24 protein-coding genes are annotated in these 19,583 nt (G+C 50.2%); 15 read left to right on the top strand and 9 right to left on the bottom strand.

Annotated features, from left to right (window positions below):
• Positions 1–5 precede the first annotated feature (5 nt).
• From flgA to csrA, 9 genes are read left to right on the top strand one after another with little or no spacing between them, the layout of a single operon-like run.
• Positions 6–731 (top strand): flagellar basal body P-ring formation chaperone FlgA, encoded by a 726-nt coding sequence (gene flgA, locus VFG09_04460; GenBank protein ID HET6514390.1) that lies wholly within the window; start codon positions 6–8, stop codon positions 729–731.
• 1 nt (position 732) lies between these two features.
• Entirely contained in the window at positions 733–1,464 is a 732-nt protein-coding gene (locus tag VFG09_04455) for a flagellar basal body L-ring protein FlgH (protein HET6514389.1), read from the top strand.
• A 17-nt stretch (positions 1,465–1,481) separates the two neighbouring features.
• Positions 1,482–2,609: a flagellar basal body P-ring protein FlgI gene (locus VFG09_04450; protein HET6514388.1), complete on the top strand. Its 1,128-nt coding sequence runs from the start codon at positions 1,482–1,484 to the stop codon at positions 2,607–2,609.
• Positions 2,609–3,424 (top strand): peptidoglycan DD-metalloendopeptidase family protein, encoded by an 816-nt coding sequence (locus VFG09_04445; protein HET6514387.1) that lies wholly within the window; start codon positions 2,609–2,611, stop codon positions 3,422–3,424. Before VFG09_04450 ends, VFG09_04445 begins: the two co-directional genes overlap by 1 nt.
• Positions 3,425–3,484: 60 nt before the next feature.
• Positions 3,485–3,775: a flagellar biosynthesis anti-sigma factor FlgM gene (flgM, locus tag VFG09_04440; protein ID HET6514386.1), complete on the top strand. Its 291-nt coding sequence runs from the start codon at positions 3,485–3,487 to the stop codon at positions 3,773–3,775.
• Positions 3,772–4,227 (top strand): flagellar protein FlgN, encoded by a 456-nt coding sequence (locus VFG09_04435; protein HET6514385.1) that lies wholly within the window; start codon positions 3,772–3,774, stop codon positions 4,225–4,227. Before flgM ends, VFG09_04435 begins: the two co-directional genes overlap by 4 nt.
• Positions 4,228–5,877, top strand: coding sequence for a flagellar hook-associated protein FlgK (gene flgK, locus VFG09_04430; protein ID HET6514384.1), 1,650 nt, complete (start codon positions 4,228–4,230; stop codon positions 5,875–5,877).
• A gap of 33 nt (positions 5,878–5,910) precedes the next feature.
• Positions 5,911–6,975, top strand: coding sequence for a flagellar hook-associated protein FlgL (gene flgL, locus VFG09_04425; GenBank protein HET6514383.1), 1,065 nt, complete (start codon positions 5,911–5,913; stop codon positions 6,973–6,975).
• Positions 6,976–6,991: 16 nt separating this feature from the next.
• Positions 6,992–7,183, top strand: a complete 192-nt coding sequence (csrA, locus tag VFG09_04420; GenBank protein HET6514382.1) for a carbon storage regulator CsrA — start codon at positions 6,992–6,994, stop codon at positions 7,181–7,183.
• 58 nt (positions 7,184–7,241) lie between these two features.
• Here the strand turns inward: csrA and cysQ are convergent, their stop codons facing one another.
• The 4 genes from cysQ to VFG09_04400 all read right to left on the bottom strand — a co-directional run bounded on the left by cysQ (position 7,242) and on the right by VFG09_04400 (position 9,892).
• Complete coding sequence (cysQ, locus tag VFG09_04415) at positions 7,242–8,021, bottom strand: 3'(2'),5'-bisphosphate nucleotidase CysQ (GenBank protein ID HET6514381.1); 780 nt, start codon at positions 8,019–8,021, stop codon at positions 7,242–7,244.
• 1 nt (position 8,022) lies between these two features.
• Complete coding sequence (locus VFG09_04410) at positions 8,023–8,352, bottom strand: adenylyl-sulfate kinase (GenBank protein HET6514380.1); 330 nt, start codon at positions 8,350–8,352, stop codon at positions 8,023–8,025.
• 2 nt (positions 8,353–8,354) lie between these two features.
• Positions 8,355–8,573 carry an adenylyl-sulfate kinase gene (locus VFG09_04405; GenBank protein ID HET6514379.1) on the bottom strand — a complete coding sequence of 73 codons (219 nt, stop codon included), beginning with the start codon at positions 8,571–8,573 and terminating at the stop codon, positions 8,355–8,357.
• A gap of 131 nt (positions 8,574–8,704) precedes the next feature.
• Entirely contained in the window at positions 8,705–9,892 is a 1,188-nt protein-coding gene (locus tag VFG09_04400) for a tetratricopeptide repeat protein (protein ID HET6514378.1), read from the bottom strand.
• A gap of 248 nt (positions 9,893–10,140) precedes the next feature.
• Here VFG09_04400 and VFG09_04395 point away from each other — a divergent pair, with 248 nt between their 5' ends.
• Entirely contained in the window at positions 10,141–13,503 is a 3,363-nt protein-coding gene (locus VFG09_04395; protein HET6514377.1) for an FkbM family methyltransferase, read from the top strand.
• Positions 13,504–13,542: 39 nt separating this feature from the next.
• On the opposite strand, the gene flaF is transcribed toward VFG09_04395, so the two are convergent.
• The 5 genes from flaF to VFG09_04370 all read right to left on the bottom strand — a co-directional run bounded on the left by flaF (position 13,543) and on the right by VFG09_04370 (position 15,851).
• The gene (flaF, locus tag VFG09_04390) at positions 13,543–13,917 is read right to left on the bottom strand and encodes a flagellar biosynthesis regulator FlaF (protein HET6514376.1); all 375 of its coding nucleotides are present in this window, start codon (positions 13,915–13,917) and stop codon (positions 13,543–13,545) included.
• Positions 13,898–14,296, bottom strand: a complete 399-nt coding sequence (locus VFG09_04385; GenBank protein HET6514375.1) for a flagellar biosynthesis repressor FlbT — start codon at positions 14,294–14,296, stop codon at positions 13,898–13,900. The genes flaF and VFG09_04385 overlap by 20 nt, the downstream gene beginning before the upstream one ends.
• 18 nt (positions 14,297–14,314) lie before the next feature.
• Complete coding sequence (locus tag VFG09_04380; GenBank protein HET6514374.1) at positions 14,315–14,770, bottom strand: hypothetical protein; 456 nt, start codon at positions 14,768–14,770, stop codon at positions 14,315–14,317.
• Positions 14,771–14,835: 65 nt separating this feature from the next.
• The gene (locus VFG09_04375) at positions 14,836–15,630 is read right to left on the bottom strand and encodes a hypothetical protein (GenBank protein HET6514373.1); all 795 of its coding nucleotides are present in this window, start codon (positions 15,628–15,630) and stop codon (positions 14,836–14,838) included.
• Between the two features lie 92 nt (positions 15,631–15,722).
• Complete coding sequence (locus VFG09_04370; protein ID HET6514372.1) at positions 15,723–15,851, bottom strand: hypothetical protein; 129 nt, start codon at positions 15,849–15,851, stop codon at positions 15,723–15,725.
• Positions 15,852–16,214: 363 nt separating this feature from the next.
• Between VFG09_04370 and fliS the strand changes: the two genes are divergently transcribed.
• From fliS to VFG09_04345, 5 genes are read left to right on the top strand one after another with little or no spacing between them, the layout of a single operon-like run.
• A complete protein-coding gene (fliS, locus tag VFG09_04365; GenBank protein ID HET6514371.1) occupies positions 16,215–16,589 on the top strand; it encodes a flagellar export chaperone FliS in 375 nt (124 codons plus the stop codon).
• Complete coding sequence (locus VFG09_04360) at positions 16,586–16,777, top strand: hypothetical protein (protein ID HET6514370.1); 192 nt, start codon at positions 16,586–16,588, stop codon at positions 16,775–16,777. Before fliS ends, VFG09_04360 begins: the two co-directional genes overlap by 4 nt.
• Before the next feature lie 5 nt (positions 16,778–16,782).
• Positions 16,783–17,385, top strand: a complete 603-nt coding sequence (locus VFG09_04355) for a response regulator (protein HET6514369.1) — start codon at positions 16,783–16,785, stop codon at positions 17,383–17,385.
• The gene (locus VFG09_04350) at positions 17,354–18,838 is read left to right on the top strand and encodes an HD domain-containing phosphohydrolase (protein HET6514368.1); all 1,485 of its coding nucleotides are present in this window, start codon (positions 17,354–17,356) and stop codon (positions 18,836–18,838) included. The genes VFG09_04355 and VFG09_04350 overlap by 32 nt, the downstream gene beginning before the upstream one ends.
• Positions 18,828–19,583, top strand: a complete 756-nt coding sequence (locus VFG09_04345) for a PilZ domain-containing protein (protein HET6514367.1) — start codon at positions 18,828–18,830, stop codon at positions 19,581–19,583. Before VFG09_04350 ends, VFG09_04345 begins: the two co-directional genes overlap by 11 nt.

The raw sequence follows: 19,583 nt of genomic DNA, 5'->3' as shown, positions 1-19,583 counted from the left end.
GAAGGATGAAAAGAAAAAGCATGTCGGTCCCTCTCCAGCCGGGTATGAGTCTTAGCAGAGCATGTCATTTTCCTGTCGTATCTTTCATCCTTGTTGTCGCCACCTCCCTGTCCATCGTCACAAGCGTCTGTGCCGGGGCACAGGATATCAGCGGTCTCCTCAAAGGATATCTCAAGCACAATTATCCCTGGGCGGAAGTTGAGATAAACGACCTTACGCTCAACAGCGAGACGCCCGAATCGATACCCCAAACGATTGTCGTCCTGAAAGGACCTCCCGGAAAGACCGTATTCAAACTTGAATTCGGAAATGGCAGGGAAATAACCGCGACAGCCAATGTCAGGGCCTTTGATTGGATCGTCCTGAGCAGGAGGGCCTTCAGAAAAGAGAGTGTTCTCCAGAAGGATGACACCTACGTCACCCTCATGGACGTTGCACGCATACCGAAAGGCGCCCTAAACAATGCCGATGCTGTCGTCGGAAAGTCCCTCACCCGCTCAATCGTAGCGAACGTGCCTTTGGATGATTCGATGATAAGCGAGAAGAGCACAGTGAAAAGGGGCCACAAGGTGATACTCGTGGCCGAGGCCCCCGGCTTAAACATCACTGCAGCAGGGGAGCTCAAAGAGAATACCCGCGTAGGAGATTATGTCAAGGCTATAAACCTCTCATCAAAAAAGACCGTAACAGGCGTGCTTGTTGATGAGAATACTGTCAGGGTGGGATTCTGATATGAAGACATTCTCGAGAAAACAGAATGCAGACTGCGGACCATGGTCGGACAAAGTCTATCTTTTGTGCACAGCAATTTTTTGTCTCCTTTTTTCTGCATGCGCGACGCCTCAACTCCCACCGCCTCCGCCAAAATATCTGTACCAGGAACAGAGGGAAACACAGCCCACGACCAACTCACTCTGGCGTGAATCGGCGAGTCTTTATGAGGATATCAAAGCGAGACGGCTCAATGACCTCGTCACAATTAACGTCGTCGAAAACATAAGCGGGTCGGGGACTGCAGACAGTTCAACGAGCAAGGGATCTAGCCTCGACGCAAGCGTTGATACGTTCTTTGGGATGACCCCGGCTATCAAGGGCTTTGACTTCTTTGGCTCCGGCAAGACACTGTCGCCGACTTTTAAGGGCCAAATGGCAGACGCCTTCAAGGGCAGTGGAGCTACGACACGCGAGGGCAAACTTATCGGCACGATAACGGCAAAAGTGGTCGAAGTGATGCCGAACGACAATCTTGTGCTCGAAGCAAGAAAGGAGATCACCATCAATAGTGAAAAACAGATACTCGTCCTGAGAGGGATGATAAGGGTTGACGACATCGAGTCGGACAATACCATATTGAGCAGCAAGGTGGCTGATGCCGAAGTCTATTTTGTAGGAAATGGCATCATCCAGGACAAACAGAGTCCCGGGTGGCTGGTCAGGCTCATCGACAAGATGTTTCCACTCTGATGAAAGCGAGGAGTTCAATGGTAAGAGTTGCGGGCCTGAAAAAAAGAAGATATCTCCTCTTTACGCCCCTCGTTCTCTTCATACTCATTATTTACCCTCCATTTCCCGGCTATGCTGAGAGGATCAAAGATATAGCAAACTTTGAGGGGGTGAGAGAAAACCAACTTATCGGATACGGACTCGTTGTCGGCCTCGACGGTGCCGGAGACAAAGGCGACGCCACGATGCAGGTCATAGCGAATATGCTCAAGAGAATGGGGATTACTGTAAACTTCAAGGACATAAAGTCAAAGAATGCCGCCGCGGTTATGGTTACCGCCAATCTGCCGGCCTTCCCAAAACCGGGCCTCAAAATCGATGCCTTAGTATCGACCATCGGTGACGCAAAGAACGTCCAAGGTGGAACCCTTCTTCTTACCCCCTTGAAGGGAACCGACGGCAAGATCTATGCCCTTGCACAGGGTGCTGTCTCAATCGGGGGATTTACAGGCGGAAGTGGAGGCACAACGGTGCAGAAAAACCATCCGACTGCCGGAAGAGTCCCCGAGGGTGCAATCGTCGAGAAGGACCTGCCCTTTGTCCTCGGTAACGGAGGCGAAATAAAGATTTTCCTGCACAAACCAGACTTCGCCACATCAATGGCCATCGCGAAGAAGATTAACGAGTCATTCCGGTTTGAATACGCCTCAACCATTGATCCCTCGGCAGTGCGCTTGAAGATACCTCCGGAATACAAAGGCAGGACTGTTGAACTCATAACGTCGGTGGAAGCCCTCGACGTGCAGGTTGACGCCCCTGCGAGGGTCGTGATCAACGAGAGGACCGGTACCATTGTGATCGGAGATAAAGTCAGGATATCACCCGTCGCCATTGCCCATGGCAGTCTCACCATCGAGGTGAAGACGGACTTCAAGGTATCCCAGCCATCTGCCTTTGGGCCCGAATCTTCAAAGACCGTTGTCACTCCTGACAAGGACGTTAAAGTCAAGGAAGAGAAGGCCTCCCTCATGGAGGTCTCAGGGGTCACGCTCGGAGAGATCGTGAAGGCACTCAATGCCCTGGGTGTTACACCTCGTGACCTTATGTCGATCCTCCAGTCCCTCAAGGCATCAGGCTCGCTCAAGGCTGACCTGGAGATCATGTAATGAATCTTCCCCAGGCGTTGCCCGGCTATTACTCCCGCAATCTTGAAGTTTTAAAGGGAAGGAACGATCCCGACGCGGCCAGGGCTGTTGCTAAGGAGATGGAGGCCCTCTTTGCCTATGAAATGATCAAGGCTATGCGGGCCACAACCGGAATGGGTGGCAGCAACAGTCTCGAAAAAGACACCTATATGAGCATGTTCGATATGGAGCTTGCGAGGCTTCTTGCAGAGAAGGGCCTCGGCACGCAAGAGATGCTAGTCAAGGGGCTGACCAGGGGCATCCAGAAGTCCGAAGAGCATGAAGACAAGAATGGGAGCAGGGAACTCCGAATGGTGAGACCAGGAACAAGCCTCAAACGCGAAATCAATCTGCTTCCTATCAGGACAAGCACGCAGGAAGCGAAAAAACCTCTTCCCCATCAATCAGAAACCCTTCATTTGCCCGTTGAAGGTACCATTAGTTCGCGCTTCGGCCTCCGCAAGCATCCCATATACGGAGATAAGCGTTTTCACCATGGTGTTGACATCGCAGCCCCCGTCGGGACCGATATCTACCCCGTAAAGGACGGAACCGTCCTTTTCAGCGGCCAGCAGCAGGGATACGGCAATATTGTCATTATTGACCACGGAGACGGCCTGGTGAGCAAGTATGCCCACAACAAGATCAACCTCGTGGAAGAGGGAGACACGGTGGACACCAATACGGTCATAGCACAGGTCGGGAGCTCGGGGAGGTCTACGGGCCCCCATCTCCATTTCGAACTGGGATATAACGGTGAACTTATTGATCCCGTTATGTTTTTAGCTAAGCAATGAGATTAAAGAATTCCAGAGAAGTTCCGATAAGAGAAGAAATAACTCTTAAAGGAGGTTGCAATGAAGATTTATGGCAATAAGCCACCTGAGGGTGGTAGCGGCAATTTCGATGTGAAGAATGTCTCGAAGGCCGCTCAAAAGGACCAGGCCCCTGCCGTCGAAAAGACCCGGCCTCCCGACAAGGTGGAGATCTCGGGCGAAGGCAAAAAGACCGCAGAGTTGATGGCAGTGATCAACCAGATGCCTGATGTCAGGACTGATAAGGTCAATACGATAAAAGCGTCCATAGAGTCCGGAACGTATACTGTCGATCCATTAAAGATAGCGCAGAAGCTTCTGAAGGAGATATGAAGACTGCCGACGCAATCAAAGGCATACTTATGGAGCAGGTAAGCGGTTATCGTCTGTTTCTCGACCTCCTCCAGAGAGAAAAGGGATGCCTCATCAACCTGAACGCCAGCGAGGTGGAGAACCTTTCCAAAGAAAAGGACATCATCGTCCTCAGGCTGAGACTTCTTGAAGAGGAACGGATGAGGCTCATCAGGAGGTTTTCAGATGAGAACCTGATGAACGGCGGCGTCACCCTCGAGAGACTGCACAAGGTAACAGGAGACGACTCCTTTCACCAGCTCAGACTGCAGTTGAAATCATTGCTCCAGGGAATAGACGAGCTGAATCAGTTTAACAGAATTCTTATTGACCGTTCACTGAACTTTGTGAAGAACTCCCTAAACACCCTCAGTGCCTGCGGCTTCGACATCCGCACAAGGAGTTCAAGGGCAGCCTTCTCGAGGGAGGCCTAATTGTCTCTCCTCGGCTTATTCGATATCGGCAAGTCCGCACTCTTCGCGAGCCAGGCTGCGCTCACCACAACGAGCAATAACATCGCCAACGTAAACACTCCCGGTTTCAGCAAACAGGACGTGATTCTCGATGTTGCCAACTCAACTTCCTTCGGGAACACCTTGGTGGGAGGGGGTGTCACGGTCTCAGGAATAAAGAGGAGTTATGACGCTTTTATCCAGTCTCAACTGATCGGGCAAAATCAAAACCAGGGCAGGTCGTCTGCATTGAGCCAGTTGTTAAGCCAGGTCGAACAGGTCTTCGGCGATTCGACTGACACAGGTCTTTCGAAATCTTTTACAGACTTTTTCAATGCTTGGAATGACGTGGCCACAAATCCTGAGAGCCAGCCACAGAGAACCGTCTTGCTCCAAAAGGCAGCTTCCTTCGTAGATGTGGCAAAACAGATGGAAAGCTCGATAACCGCCGCATATAACCAGACGAATAACGATATCAAAGGCGCTGTCGATCAGATAAACATCCTTGCAACAGACATTGCGGCGTTAAATGGAAAAATAACTCAGATCGAGGCAGGAGGTACTTCCGGTCAGGCAAATGATTTGAGAGACCAGCGCGATAATCTTTTGAATCAACTCGCGTCCCTCACCGAATTTTCTTATTACGGTGACCAGAATGGTTCACTAACCATCACCGTGGGCATGAGGAATCTCGTTGAAGGGGACAAAACAAACGCCCTTTCGACGCAAACAAATTCGGACGGAAACCAGGATCTTATTCTTGATAACACAGATATCACATCGAATGTCACCAGAGGACAACTGGGAGGATTGCTGGCTGCACAGAGTGAAGTGGAATCCGGTCCCCTCATGGGACTCCGGAAAATGGTGGCGTCCGTAACAAAAGAGGTCAATCTGTTACACAGCTCGGGTTATGGACTTGACGGAACCACGGGAAATGATTTTTTCAACCCGCTTCAACTGTCGACAAAGAGCCAATCCGCCGGGGCACAGATCACCTCTGCTTCGATAACAGATTCCTCGCAGCTGACTCTTGATGAATATACGATAACCTTTGACGCGTCCCAAAACTATTCCGTAACCGACAGTCAGACAGGAAAGGTTGTCGCGACAGGCGCCTATACCTCAGGGAATCCTATAAGTTTTGACGGGATCCAGGTCACCATAGCAGACGGGACCGGCAGCGTAGCGGGCGGCGACAGCTTCTCTGTAAGTCCCCTCACTGACGCGATCAAGAACCTGGGAGTTGCGATCACAGATCCGGACAAGATAGCCGCCTCGTCATCAGACACTGAATTGCCGGGGAACAACAGTAACGCGCTGAAACTGGCGCAATTATCGAACACTGCAGTGGCAAACCTGGGGGGCTCAACTTTTGCGGATTTTTACGGGGGAATTGTCTCAAATGTCGGAACCCTCAGCGGCGCTGCCTCTGACACCCTGACGTTCGATCAGAATATGCTTTCGCAACTGAACAACCAACGCGACTCCGAATCAGGAGTCTCCCTTGATGAAGAGGCCGTGAACCTTATACGGTTTCAGAGGTCCTATGAGGCGGCTGCGAAAATGATCGCGGTGACGGATCAATTGATCCAGACAGTACTGGGTATGGTTACCACATCAACCGGATAGCGGAAAGGAATGAATGTCATGAGAGTCTCGACCATGATGGTATATGCTCAGATGGCGAAGGCGATGCAGGACGCCGCATCCCAACTCGCCGACGCGAATACGCAATTGGCCACAGGGAAGAAGATCAATAAACCGTCAGACGATCCCGCCGGAGAGGCTCAGGCTATCGATTATAAGGTGAGCATTCAGACGAATACTCAATACGAAAACAATATGCAGCAGGCGAACATATTCCTGGATGCAACTGACAAGGTCTTCACCTCGGCTGCCGATACCTTAAGCAACCTGAAGGACCTTGCCTCAGCGGGAATCAACAATCAAACACAGGAGACGAAAGATGCCAACTCCCAGCAGGCTGCCGGATATCGGGATTTTCTCCTCGGCTTGGCAAACACAAAGGTTGGGAACAGGTATCTCTTCTCGGGCTTCAAGACCGATCAGCAGGCTTTCACCTTCAATGCTGTTACTAACACGTTCGATTATAACGGAGACCTCGGGAGTATCCAGGTCCCGATAGACGCGAATTCATCAATGGCCACGAATGTTCAGGGAAGCACTGCCTTCAGAGCTGGTCTTGGCGGGACGATGCCCGCGGCTCTCTCTGACGGCACGCCCGTGAGCTATACCCAGGCAAAAGACCCTGTAACAGGCGTGAACACAATCACCGTCGAAATCGGCAATGTGGGTGATCCTGACTACGATACCTTCAGAGTGACCAATGTCATGGACATAGCCAATGTCGTAAGCTTCGCATGGAAAAACCAGAATGTGGATGGGACCGCCCTTGACCCCTCGGCAGATATCAGCCAAGAGAAGGCACAGCACAGGATGGATGCACTCGATTCGGTCATTGATGCTGCCAGGAGTCAGGTGCTTGCGCAGCAGGCTGAGGTTGGTGCGCGGGGCGATGTTATGAATGATCAGAAGACAAGATTCGACCAGATGAATCTCAGTCTCGAAAGCGCCCGTGCAAAGATCGAGGATGCCGATATCAACCAGACCTACGTGGACATGCAGCAGGCCAGTGTTGCTCTCCAGGCATTACAATCATCTGCGGCAAAAGTCCTCTCCACGTCGTTGCTCGACTTCTTGCAGTAGCTCATGGAGAGATAAAATGCTCGTCTTGACAAGGAAGCCGAATGAGGCCGTGAAGGTGGGAGATGACATCACTATTACGGTGCTCGATATCAAGGGGAATCAGATCCGGCTCGGAATCGAGGCCCCCCCGAACGTCAGGATATGCAGGAAGGAACTCTCCGAGAAGATGGGAACAGACAACAACGAGCCGCAAGAATCAACGCTATAAGTCGATAACAGGGGTTTTTGACAGAGCGCCCACACATGCAGGATGCTTTCCCACTCTTTTAGGGTGCGTATGCTTTGCCCGAAGACCTTGCGATAAACCCCTCATGCTTAAGTGTCTCCTTGTTATAGGACAATTCAGCCAATCCGTCCGGTGTGGTAACCCTCCCTCCGGCCTCCAGAAGTATGGCGTGGCCGGCTGCGGTGTCCCACTCCCATGTGGGTCCGAAACGCGGGTAGATATCTGCTTTACCTTCTGCAACGAGACAGAATTTCAGGGAACTTCCGGCGGATATCTTTTCTCTGACCTTCAGTTTGGCAAGAAATGCTTCGAGATCCTCTGACCCGTGTGAGCGGCTTGAAACGACGATAATTCCTTCAGTCCGGGGAGCATTCATGACACTGATTTTTTCCGGAGCTTCCCTCCCGATCTGTTTCCAGCTTCCTTCGCCTTCTGATGAAAAGTAGAGAGTATCCGTCACCGGCGCGTAGATAACGCCCAGTATGGGAACGCCTTGCCGAATAAGACCGACGTTGACCGTAAACTCCCCGTTTCTTTTTATGAATTCCTTTGTTCCGTCGAGGGGGTCGACCAGGTAGAACTCACTCCAGCCTTTCCTTTCACGATAAGGACGAGCACTGCCTTCTTCAGAGCATACCGGTATACCTGGCGAAATGTCTCTCAAGGCTCGCAGGAGTATGTCGTGGGAGAGTCTGTCTGCTTCTGTAAGCGGCGAGGAATCGTCTTTATACGAAACGGAAAACTCTGAATGGTAAATATCAAGTATTGCCCGTCCGGCATCCCTTACAACAACGATTATCGGGGACAGCAGTTCTTTCACATTACAGCAGAAGAATGAATTTTCTTTCGTCAAGAAATCTTAACACACTCTCCACGGACGACGCTACATCGAGTCTTACGGTATCAATGACAAGGTCGGGTTGTAAGGGTTCCTCATAGGGAGCATCAATGCCTGTGTAGTTCTTGATAATCCCCGCTCTTGCCTTTTTGTAGAGCCCCTTGGGATCTCTATTCTCACAGACTTCCAGCGAGCACTGGACATATACCTCGAAAAAATCTTCGGCGCCCACAACCTCTTTGACATAGGCGCGGTCTTCCCGATAGGGTGAGATAAAGGCGGCGAGCACGACGATCCCGGCATCAACATACAATTTTATTTTGATACTTCGGCTATCCTCCTCAGGTTCTCTCTGCGGTCCTCACGACTGAAGCCGAGATTCGAGTTGATGCCATGGCGGACATTGTCGCCGTCGAGGACATACGTCCTTATGCCCCTATCAAAAAGGTCCTTCTCGAGGTGATGAGCAATCGTCGATTTCCCCGAGGTCGAGAGCCCCGTGAACCAGACAATCCCGCTCCTATGCTTATTCATCAAGTTCCGCTCGCGGCGTGATACGAGCCGTTCCTGCCAGATTACATTCTGAGCCATGGCATGATTATAACAGATTTTCTGCCGACACCTTTTGTGGCAAGGGGTTCGGAGACGCAAGCGCAATATAACGACTACACAATTTTGGAAAAACCGCTATATTCGTCGGCTGACTGATCCATTGTCATTCCATAGGCATCCTTGCCACGGAACCTGAATACGAGATGGGCCGGATCCAGTGTACCGTCCCCCGAAGCGTTTTGGCTGATCTGAAAGGTGACATCCGCAGTCTGGGTATTCTCATGATAGAAAACGACATCCGGAACAGGTAACGAAACCTCGGTAGCTGGTGTCGGCATTCCCCAGTTGTAAACACCACCCCAGTTCCGACCATCGGCCTTGGTGATGCTCCAGAATGCGGGGTTCTGCACGGTCGACACATCCATTGGCTTACTGAAGATAAAATGCATAACAAATCTTTTCGTGGAATTGGGAGTTGCAAGTGAAGGATCAATGTCAGAGACCTTCGTGCCCGGCCCATCGGTGACAGGGAGATCAGTGCTGTAAGCGGCCAAGATCCTCGGGTTCTTCAGCTGATAAATATATGAACCAAGCTGGGTCGCCAGTGATTTGTCAATCGATGATAGGGCTGAGACCTGTTCCTGCGCACTGTCAAAATTCTTTTCATCGGCATACACAAAACCGAGCTCGAGGTAAGCATATCCGAAATCCTTCTTAGTAGCTATGGCTGACTTAAGCTCATCAACCGCATCATTATATCTGCCCATACGGCGGTACGTCTGCCCAAGGGCAAACATAACGTTCGCGTCGTGAGAGGTTTGGGTGGCCACGGTCTTGAACGCCCGCTCGGCCTCCGCGTAGTTGCCGGTCTGCAGATAGGCCTGTCCGAGGGAATAACGGTTGAGCGTCGATGTCGGATTGATTCGCACGGACTCCTTATATTCCGCAACTGCGTCATCATATCTGTTCAAACTAAAATATACATTGCCGAGATTGAGGTGATAGCTGTCATTCATTGGGTCAAGTTTGATGGCCTGCTGGTAGGCTTTGATCGCTTCATCGGTCCGACCCAGCTTCAGGAGGGACTGAACCATATAATCGTATGCATTTTGCGTGTAGGACGAATTCGGCGATAGCCCGACGGACCTCCGGAACTCTTTGACCGCGCCGTCATAATTCCCCTTCTGGTAAAGATCTATGCCCCTCGATAGCGCATTATTCGCCAGGACATCGAACTGGTCCTGCTGTTCTGGGATAGCTGTAAACAGTGCGTCTATTGTAGTGCTTCCGATAGAAATCAAGGTATTCTCCCGTTACTTCTGAATATGCATTCTACTATACATATCGGCTGATTTGCCTTAATACTTTAAAATACCATTTGTCGACAGGGCACAACCTCATGCCATAAAAATGACACATCACGAGATGAGACCTCTCGTATCAAACTTTATTTATTATCAATATGTTGTAGCTAAAATAGGATTAGGCATAGTTATTGCTGAATTTAATTAAGAGTGACACCTGCAAAGAATCTTTGATCAGATAAAAAATGTCTTTTCAGGAGGTCTCGATAGGCTTGGCTAAATTCGGATTGAAGAAAAAGAAGGACGTGGAGAGAAGGCTTCACCGAGCTTTAGAATACCACCGAAGCGGTCAGATAGAGGAAGCACAATCATGCTATCGGGCCATTCTCGCCGTTGAGCCAAATCATCCCGATGCACTTCATCTCCTCGGCATGGCCTTCTATCAGATGGGGAATCACATTGAAGCAGAAGAACTTATTAGGAAAGCTATTGGTTTAGACGGCAAAGCTGCGTTCTTCCACCTTAATCTTGGAAATGTGCTCAAGGAACAGGGGAAGAATTACGACGCCATAGCAGCCTTTCGGAAAACCATTTTCCTTGAGCCGCGGATGGCAGAGGCACATTACAACCTGGCAAACATGCTCTGTGACCATGGGGAGACTGAGAATGCCGTCACGCACTATGTAACAGCGATTCGGCTGAATCCAGTCCTTGCTGAGGCACACTACAACCTCGGCAAAGCGTTACAGCTCCTGGACAGGCTTGAAGAAGCAGCAAAGAGCTACTTCCATGCCCTGGAATTAAAACCGGCCTATTATGAGGCTCATTATAATCTAGGGTTGCTCTTTCGTAACATGAAAAAGGACCGAGAGGCCATCGCCCACTACGCGCTTGCCGTCAAGATCAGGCCGGATTACGCAGAGGCACATTTCAATCTGGCGAATGTCCTCAAGGACCTGGAGCGGTATGAAGAAGCTGAATGCTTTTACAAGAAAGCGATAAAGATCCGTCCAGATTTTGAAGAGGCATATAACAATCTCGGTATTGTCTACAGAAAAAAAGGACGCATACAAGAAGCCATTGAATGCGGACAGATCTCGCTGAAGCTCAAACCCGATTTCGCAGAGGCCCATAACAACCTCGGTATAACTTACCGCGACGACGGGCAGATAGAAAAGGCCATCGAAAGCTGCGAACGAGCGATTGCCATTCAGCTCGACCTTCCCGAAGCGCACTGGAACCTGGCACTCGCACAACTGCACTTGGGTCGGTTTACTACCGGCTGGAGAAAATACGAGTGGCGGTCCCTGGTAAGGGAATCAGCGCCGAAGTCCTTTCCTTATCCGCGATGGGATGGGTGGTCCCTGACTCATAAGACTTTGTTTATTTATGCGGAACAGGGCATCGGCGACCAGATTATGTTTGCTTCGCTTTTTCCTGATATCATGCATCTACCAGAGCGCTGCATTGTTGAATGTGACGACCGCCTCGTACCTCTCTTCTCACGTTCATTTCCACGATTAACCGTAATCCCATTAATCCGAGAATCGTTGCCCGTCGAACTTCAGTCTGTGGACGCGGTAATCCCCATGGGTAGTCTGCCATTGCATCTGCGTCCCAACGTCAGAAGCTTTCCGCAACAGAAATTCTATCTTATCGCCGATCCTAAAAGAAGAGAGAAATGGCAAAATCGTTTCAGTGCTCTCGGAGAGGGGCTGAAGGTCGGCGTTTCTTGGCGAGGGGGCAAAGAGTCTAGTGTGCGCACAATGCGGTCAACAAAACTTGACGAGTGGATAAGCGTTCTCTCCGTGCCACATGTCCACTTTATCAATCTCCAGTATGGCGACTGTACTGAGGAATTCCAATCGGTAAGATACAACCTCGGCATCACGATTCATGATTGGGACGACGCTGATCCGCTCAAAGACCTTGACGACTTTGCAGCGCAGATCGCCGAGCTCGATCTCGTTATCTCCGTGGACAATTCTACAGTTCACATGGCCGGCGCTTTAGGGGTTCCCGTATGGGCATTACTGCCGCGTGGTTGTGACTGGAGGTGGATGAAGGATCATGAAGATACGCCATGGTACCCATCCGTTCGGCTGTTCCGGCAGAAACAACACCAGGACTGGAAAAAGATCTTTGACAGTGTCTCTTCATTCCTAAGAGAGTATGCTGTAAAGCAGACCATGCCCGACTTCACCATCGGCCATTCATACAGAAACAGCTCGAACTACCAAGAGTCTGAACTGCCCCTGACTGAAATCTTCCCTGTTGTCTCGCTGGACAGGACCTACCGATGTGCCGTCGTTACTCCTGTCGGGCCTGGGCATCTCGATCTTTATAAGAAGTGTCTTCAGACTGCGCAAAGAGCATATGATCTGCATCCAGGCCGCTTTTCGGAAATGATACCCCTTTCAATAGTCGATTCTGAAGGAACCCTCGGCAGATCCAGGGCTCGCAACCTGGGGGTACGAAAAGCTGCAGAAATGGGCGTTGACTGGATCTTTTTTATCGATGCTGATGATGAGATGGCACCACGGGCATTCGAAAGCGTTTCGCCTTACCTGGACCGATACGATGCCATATGGGGAGCAATATGGCCTATTGAACATGGCGAGACTGTTGCACATGAGCGTCCTGGCCAGCTGCCTTTTCTCTATTCAATTGAAGACGTGCTTTCCTGTGATCCATTCCTCACCCTGCAGATCGGTCATTTTGTAAAAACAACGATAGCCCTTTCAGAGGTCTTTGATGAATCAATTGATATAGGAGAAGACTTTGATTACTACATGCGCATCTGGGAAAGTTATAAATGTATCAAGATACCCATACCCTTTTTCTATAACCGTCGTGGACAGCATTCCCAAGGGCCGAGATCAGCTACCGGTTTGGACTGGCGGAAAGCCGTTGAGGCAATATTGCATCGATATCGTCGGGGGTCTATAGCAGCCTTTAGCTATAAAGGGCAGACTATAAGGTTCCAGATCAGCAATGCGTCCGATTTGATTCAACAGAATTATTTGCGCGGGCAGTTCTTCGAAACAAAGGAGCTAGAATTCATCGCAGGTTCGGTTCGACCCGACTCTGTAATTTTGGAAGTCGGGGCCAACATAGGGAACCACGCCGTATACTATGAAAAATTCATGAACCCCTCAAAGGTGATCCTTATCGAACCAAATCCTCGCGCAATTCGACTGCTCAAGAGTAACCTAGAAATCAACGGCTGTTCAAGCCTTGATATCTCGAAGCTCGGTGTTGGAGTGGGCAAAGAACGTGGCCTCTTCTCGTTAAACGATAAGGACCCAAACAACCTTGGCGCGGCACATCTGGAGTCAGACGAAGCCGGGGGTGTAGAGGTCTTCCCGATAGACGAACTGATTCAGGAAAAGATCGACTTCATGAAGATCGATGTCGAAGAAATGGAAATGGAAGTGCTTGAGGGAGCACGAAATACAATAACTGCCTTCAAACCTGATATCCTCATAGAAATCATGAATAACAATGTTCCCGCTTTTGAAAATATGCTTAGTGACATCAACTATACTGTTAAGCACAAGTTCGTCAACATAAACGCTGTAAATTTTTATGTAGTTCCTAAACAATGAGGTAGACTGGACTGGAGCGTCCGATCGGAAGATCCGTGGCTACGGTGCCCCCCTGAGGCCGGCTGCAAGATTTAAGTTGATGTTGATAATCATCGTCAATTTTTCAGGTGATGGGTTTGCCATGACCTCAAAAATGCGCTTGTCAACGAATCCGCCGAGCCTCAGGATATCCAACCTCAACTGCTTTGGAAGAGGATTGTCCTCCCTTGCAAGCTCCGACTCGAAGATGGTCCAGACCATCTGATTATTCCTCAGGGCCTTTTGCAACCGGGCAGCATGGTCAGGGCCTTCCCAATTGTCCTGGCACTCCTTAAGCATCAGTGCGGCCTTGGCGAGCACTGACGCCTCTAGCTCTCTTCCTGACATGGTTGTTTTCTCGACAGTCCTGTATGCTTCAAGTTGACTTGCGTACACGATTGATGACCTCCTGCTCATAGTCTATGAGTTTATGAATGAGTTTAAGCGCCCGGTAATACCTGCCATGCAAAATAAGATCGCTGATCTCATGAAGTAACGGTCTCCTGCTCGGCGCGGCCTCTGCAACATCCTTCACCAGTTCCCAGTAGGCCTTATGATGATCGGGCATGTTCTTTTCATCAACATACATAAGCTGCACCACGAAATAAATCCTCTTGCACGGGGAATCGGCGTCTTTCAAACTCATAATGTCCTTTTCGCGAAGGATGGGGACATTGTTTTCGACGACAAATTCGCTCCTGGCCTTTCCATTTGCGATCACTGCCCCGCCGAGAATCAACCTCTCGTTCGGTTTAAGCGTTATCTTCAGAGCCATCTTCTTTCAGCACCGTTCTCAGACTCGTGTATTAAGGATCGACCCCTGCCGAGCCGCATCCTTGACAGCAGATATCTTCTGGGAGGCCTTATTGCTCACGTTCAGAAGGCCTTGTATCGCAGCACCTATTTCACCATCAGTTGCATCGTCGGCGAGTTTCTGCCCCCCGACAGCCTTTTTGATATCAGCCGGCAGCGATGACTTTCCTACCTCGTCCTGAAGTCCCCTTATCTTTTTAATCAGATCTATCCGCTGGTAACTCCCCGGCGGGAAAAAGGGCGGATATTGCGTGAGGATTGCGTCCAGTTGTTCTTTAAAATAATCAATATGGGCCAACACGTTCTGTGCTGGAAGATCTGAAGGTCTCGCAGAAACGCTCGTGTCAGGCGAAACGCTCTTTGCCTCCGCACCCCCGTCACTCTGTCGATAGACGGCAGGCGACATCTGATTCATCTGTATACTTCTGATCATCATAGCCGTTCCTTTCTATTGGAAAAGGTGGGGGATTTCTTCCCCCACCTCGATCCAGAGTCTTCTCCTTAACCAAACAACCTCAGGACTGACTGTGCAGCCTGCGAGGAAAGGCTTAAGGCTGTTGTGCCGAGTGCCTGTCGTGTCTGCAGCATCAGCATGTTAGCACCTTCTTGGTTCATGTCAGCGTTCGTCAGACTGTCGGAACCTGTCGTGAGCACATTTATCATGCTCGTCGTGAAGTCCTGACGGGTCTGGATGACGCTGAGGTTTGCCGACAGCCCTGCTGAAGTGGTTCTCAGAGTGCCGAGCGCAGCATTAAGGTCGCTTATTGCCTTATCGATTGTTCCTGCTGATGCAAAGGACTCAGTATCGATGCCGAGATCCGACGATTTTGACGATGTCCCTGAGACATCCAAGGTCGTACCCTCGAATTTGACATGCAAGGTATCGCCATTGAGAAGATTTGTACCCTGATAGCCGGAATCGCCCGCAAGCGCATCGAGCTGGGTCATAAGATCGGAATACTGGGTATCAAGGGTGCTCGTATCAGAGGATGTATATGCTGACTGAGCTAAACCTTTTGCGGCCTCGACCAGGTTGGTAATGCCAGTAATTCCCGAATTTGCTGCGTTGATGCTTTGAACTGCCTGACCCATGCCGTCCTTGAGAGCAGCAAGGTCAGACGCGCGGCCTGTCAACGCCTGTGCTGCGAAAAAGGCAGTCGGGTTGTCGAGAGCGCTGTTGACTGCCTTGCCTGTGCTCAAGCGCTGCTGTGTCCTGTTGAGGAGATCGACTGTTCCCTGAAGACTTACGAGGTTCGCCCGCATTCCAGCGGTTAAGCTGATATCATTGATAGCCATGGTGATTCTCCTTTTTCTAAGGTTTTTTCCGACACTTCTTGCCGGGTGTTTCTACTCTTGCCGATCATATCGCCATTTACTGCCCGTCGGTCTTAACTTCTTTCTTCACCTCCTTCGCGACCTTGCCTTTTGCTTCTCCCATTCTCATCGGAACTTTTCCAAAAAACTTTAATCACTCTTCTTCCCCTTTTTGTTTTTCCGGTTTTTGCCGCTGCTTTCATGGTATTCTCTTCGGCCCTCCCCAGGAAAACGTTAGTTTGCCGCGCGTCTTGGGAATTGCAAGGCGGAACATAGGGATTCCGGAAAAGATGAAACGACAATATAAAAAGCGAGAGATTGAAGATGCATTGCACCAGGAAGGGGAAGCCCCTGGTCTCGAGAGAATCACCATATTAATGAATAGAGGGAAACAGACAGGATCGCCTTGTCCTTTCACCTTAGATTACATTCCCTAACATCCTCATTTTGCAATCGAATTTCTCTGAAAAGACCGGAGGGCCTTCTCCTCTAAAGTTTTTCAGAGATCTTCCGATAAGTAAGATAAGGAAATGAACGAACAGCTGACAATGATGAGAGGAAGCGAGATGTTAGTGAACGCAACGAACGTTCAGAGTACCTATAACCACATCATCGTCGATACCTCCACTACACCCCTTGATCTCATTATTATGCTCTATGATGGCGCGATAGTGTATCTCAATAAGACCGTCTCTTATATGAATCAGGGCAGGGGCTTACAAAAGGACCGCTATCTGTCAAAGTCAATGGCTGTTATAGAAAACCTCCTTGCGTCCCTCAACCTTGACGCCGGGGGACAGACCGCTCTCAGCCTCCAGGACATCTATCTCTATATGTTGAGAGAACTGACTATCGCAAACACTACGAACGATTCGGTAAAGGTCAGAAATGTCGAAGGGCTTCTGAAAAAACTCAGGGTTGCATGGAGGCAGCTATCATGACGCTCTTTCCCTTTCAGATCAATGAGGTGATGCACCTCTACAACAGGGTGTCGAAACTGAAACCATCAGCGATCTTAGAAAAAGAACAGGGAGAGCCCCAGGACATTGTGCTCATCTCCCCGGAAGCCAAGAAGAAACAGATCCTCGAACAGGCGAAGAGTGAGGTGCTGGAAAGGATACGGAAATAAGATAGGTGGATAAGAAAGATTTCAAGATCCTTGTTGCAGACGACGACGACATAGCCCGGGACGTGATCAGTTCCCTCCTACTCCGCGAGGGATATCCGGTAGTTTCAGCAAGAGACGGCATAGACGCCATACGGCAGCTCAGGCTCGAAGATATGAAGCTCGTCATAACCGACCTCAGGATGCCCGGTGCCGACGGCATCGAGGTCCTAAAACATGCTGTTAGAATCGACCCCGATGTCGCCGTCGTCATCCTCACAGCCTACGGGACCCTCGATACCACCCTTGAGGCGATAAAGGAAGGGGTCTACGATTACCTGACAAAGCCCTTCAAGGTGGAAGAGATACTCTTTCTCGCTGAAAAGGCGTACAAGAGGGCAGTTCTCATGAACGAGAACAGGGAACTCTCGAGACTCCTGAGGGAGACGTACCGGAACATGGCTGTCATCAAGACCGTTGTGGACAGCAACAATCCTGAAATCATCACGGGATGGATAGAGCGGATAGAACGATTAAAGACAATGGATATCCTTACCACTCAGGAAACAGAAATACTCAAGGAAAGGCTGGTCAGGGGGGATGGAAAAAGGAAAGATATTAATAGTCGATGATGACCCCGTCGTCAGAGGCGTCCTCTCGGATATCCTTTCAAGTATTGGGGGTTTCGGAACAGACGTTGCCGTAGACGGCCTTGAAGGCATAGAAAAAGTCAAAAACAACTATTACGACGTTGTCTTCACCGACCTTACGATGCCGCGACTGAACGGCATGGACCTCCTCAAAGAGACGAAGCGCCTCGACCCCACCCTGCCGATCATCGTCATCACCGGTTTCACGACCATTGACAATGCGATCAATGCCATGAAGGAGGGCGCCCGGGACTTCATAACGAAACCGTTCAACGTCGAAAGGGTGACATCAACGGCAGCGAGGATACTGGGAGAAAGAAAATTGCTCGGGAAGATTGCCCAAAAAGGAGATTTTGAGGCATCGATCGGACGACTGAATGCAGAACTCTTCAGGAAACTCCAGGAAATCGCCCTTCTCCAGACGATCAGCACGGAACTCGATGAGATTCACGACAATAATGAAATGTACGAACGGGTCGTGGAAATGGCGTCGAGACTCCTCATGGCCCGTGAGGTGTCCTTCGGTATCATTGATAACGGTCATCTGAAGCTCAAGAGTGCCATAGGAACAACGCTGCGGGACATCGCCTATGCCGGAACGCTCTTTGAGAAGGTCGTAAGGAGCAAAACCTATTCCATCGCCCCATTCGGGGAGGTTAACCCACATAGTGGCATCCCCCTAACCTCCCCTTTTTTTTCAATCCCCTTCGTCATTAATGATGATGTCTTCGGCGTCCTGAACCTTTCTGACAAGGCTGACGGTTCAGCGTTCATGGACGATGAGATATACGTTGGGTTGACCTTTGCCAAGAAAGCGGCGCTGAGGATAGAGAACAACGCCCTCTACGAGGTTCTCTATAATAATCTCGTCAACAACTTAAAGTCGCTCGTCATAAGCATAGAAGCGAGGGACTCCTATACGAAGCAGCACTCTGAACGGGTCACCGACTATGCTCTCCAGATCGTAGAGGTCATGAACATCTGCGGGGAAGAGAAAGACGCCATCCAATTCGGCGGATATCTCCACGACGTTGGAAAGATCGGCGTCCGGGACACGGTGCTTCTGAAACCAGGGAAACTTACGGACGAGGAGATGGAAGAGATCAAAATGCATCCCGTCATAGGTGATAATATCATAAAGCCGCTGCGCTTCTTTCCCAAGGAAAGGGAGCTCATTCTCTATCACCATGAGAGGATTGACGGTACAGGTTATCCTCACGGGATCTCGGGCGACAGTATCCCCACGACGGTCAGGATCTTAAGCGTGGCCGATACCTATGATGCCATGACGTCATCGAGACCGTACAGGATAGCAAGGACCCACGATTTCGCGATTGAAGAGCTGAAGAGATGCTCGGGAACACAATTTGATGCCGAGATCGTTCATGCGTTCATGCAGACAAAGGCCGGAAGGGGCATGACGCATGAAGGTTAGCCCCGGGGACACGGTCTTTTTCAGGTTCATGGCCGAGACAGGACGGTACCGTGGTACGATCATTTCGGCAGATGAGGAATCGCTCATTGTGAAGCCCGACGAGACGCACCTCGCATGCACAAAGGGGCAATATATCGTAGTCTCATGGGAACATCTGGATCATTATACCGAGGTCGTTTCAGCAGAAGCGGGCAGGATAGAGCTCAAGAAGATGTGGGTGGAAAAACGCGACTACTTCCGCGTCGACGACGTCTTCCCCGTAACATCCCGAATCATCGATGAACATCTGACACCGGTTAAATCAGGTATCTTCTCCTGCTACGGCAAGGAACAGCATGATGTGAGTATTCCCGATGAAACCATCAGTCCCAAACTCTGGAACATACTCGTCGATATCGACGCAAAGTTGAATATGATCCTCGAAACCCTCACCATGGAAAAGACCGGGCTTACGGAGGCTGAAAATAAGGCTGTTAATGTGAGCGCTTCGGGAATCCGGCTGACCCTCCATGAGAAGGTCGAGATCGGCGATATGAGAGAGATCAGGATGCTTCTCCCCACGACCCCTCCCATCTGCGTGAATACCGTGGGCAGGGTAGTATGGGTAAAGGAGACCGACGGCGGGGCCTATGAAGTAGGGTTACACTTTATCGATATGGACGACACCGTGAGAGATGAAATCATCCGATACACCCTGAAACGACAGAGGGAAATGTTACGGAAGCAGAAGCAGCAGAGAGGGTAA

The organism is Thermodesulfovibrionales bacterium (assembly GCA_035686305.1).
GTDB lineage: Bacteria > Nitrospirota > Thermodesulfovibrionia > Thermodesulfovibrionales > UBA9159 > DASRZP01.
Note: the sequence above shows the minus strand (reverse complement) of the source record. Positions and strands in the feature narration are given on the sequence as shown.

Excerpts from the sequence above, each read along its gene's own strand:
- flgA (HET6514390.1), top strand. The coding sequence starts at position 6 with ATGAAAAGAAAAAGCATGTCGGTCCCTCTCCAGCCGGGTATGAGTCTT.
- VFG09_04455 (HET6514389.1), top strand. The coding sequence starts at position 733 with ATGAAGACATTCTCGAGAAAACAGAATGCAGACTGCGGACCATGGTCG.
- VFG09_04450 (HET6514388.1), top strand. The coding sequence starts at position 1,482 with ATGGTAAGAGTTGCGGGCCTGAAAAAAAGAAGATATCTCCTCTTTACG.
- VFG09_04445 (HET6514387.1), top strand. The coding sequence starts at position 2,609 with ATGAATCTTCCCCAGGCGTTGCCCGGCTATTACTCCCGCAATCTTGAA.
- flgM (HET6514386.1), top strand. The coding sequence starts at position 3,485 with ATGAAGATTTATGGCAATAAGCCACCTGAGGGTGGTAGCGGCAATTTC.
- VFG09_04435 (HET6514385.1), top strand. The coding sequence starts at position 3,772 with ATGAAGACTGCCGACGCAATCAAAGGCATACTTATGGAGCAGGTAAGC.
- flgL (HET6514383.1), top strand. The coding sequence starts at position 5,911 with ATGATGGTATATGCTCAGATGGCGAAGGCGATGCAGGACGCCGCATCC.
- csrA (HET6514382.1), top strand. The coding sequence starts at position 6,992 with ATGCTCGTCTTGACAAGGAAGCCGAATGAGGCCGTGAAGGTGGGAGAT.
- VFG09_04405 (HET6514379.1), bottom strand. The coding sequence starts at position 8,573 with ATGAATAAGCATAGGAGCGGGATTGTCTGGTTCACGGGGCTCTCGACC.
- VFG09_04395 (HET6514377.1), top strand. The coding sequence starts at position 10,141 with ATGTCTTTTCAGGAGGTCTCGATAGGCTTGGCTAAATTCGGATTGAAG.
- VFG09_04385 (HET6514375.1), bottom strand. The coding sequence starts at position 14,296 with ATGGCTCTGAAGATAACGCTTAAACCGAACGAGAGGTTGATTCTCGGC.
- VFG09_04380 (HET6514374.1), bottom strand. The coding sequence starts at position 14,770 with ATGATGATCAGAAGTATACAGATGAATCAGATGTCGCCTGCCGTCTAT.
- VFG09_04375 (HET6514373.1), bottom strand. The coding sequence starts at position 15,630 with ATGGCTATCAATGATATCAGCTTAACCGCTGGAATGCGGGCGAACCTC.
- VFG09_04370 (HET6514372.1), bottom strand. The coding sequence starts at position 15,851 with ATGAAAGCAGCGGCAAAAACCGGAAAAACAAAAAGGGGAAGAAGAGTG.
- fliS (HET6514371.1), top strand. The coding sequence starts at position 16,215 with ATGTTAGTGAACGCAACGAACGTTCAGAGTACCTATAACCACATCATC.
- VFG09_04360 (HET6514370.1), top strand. The coding sequence starts at position 16,586 with ATGACGCTCTTTCCCTTTCAGATCAATGAGGTGATGCACCTCTACAAC.
- VFG09_04350 (HET6514368.1), top strand. The coding sequence starts at position 17,354 with ATGGAAAAAGGAAAGATATTAATAGTCGATGATGACCCCGTCGTCAGA.
- VFG09_04345 (HET6514367.1), top strand. The coding sequence starts at position 18,828 with ATGAAGGTTAGCCCCGGGGACACGGTCTTTTTCAGGTTCATGGCCGAG.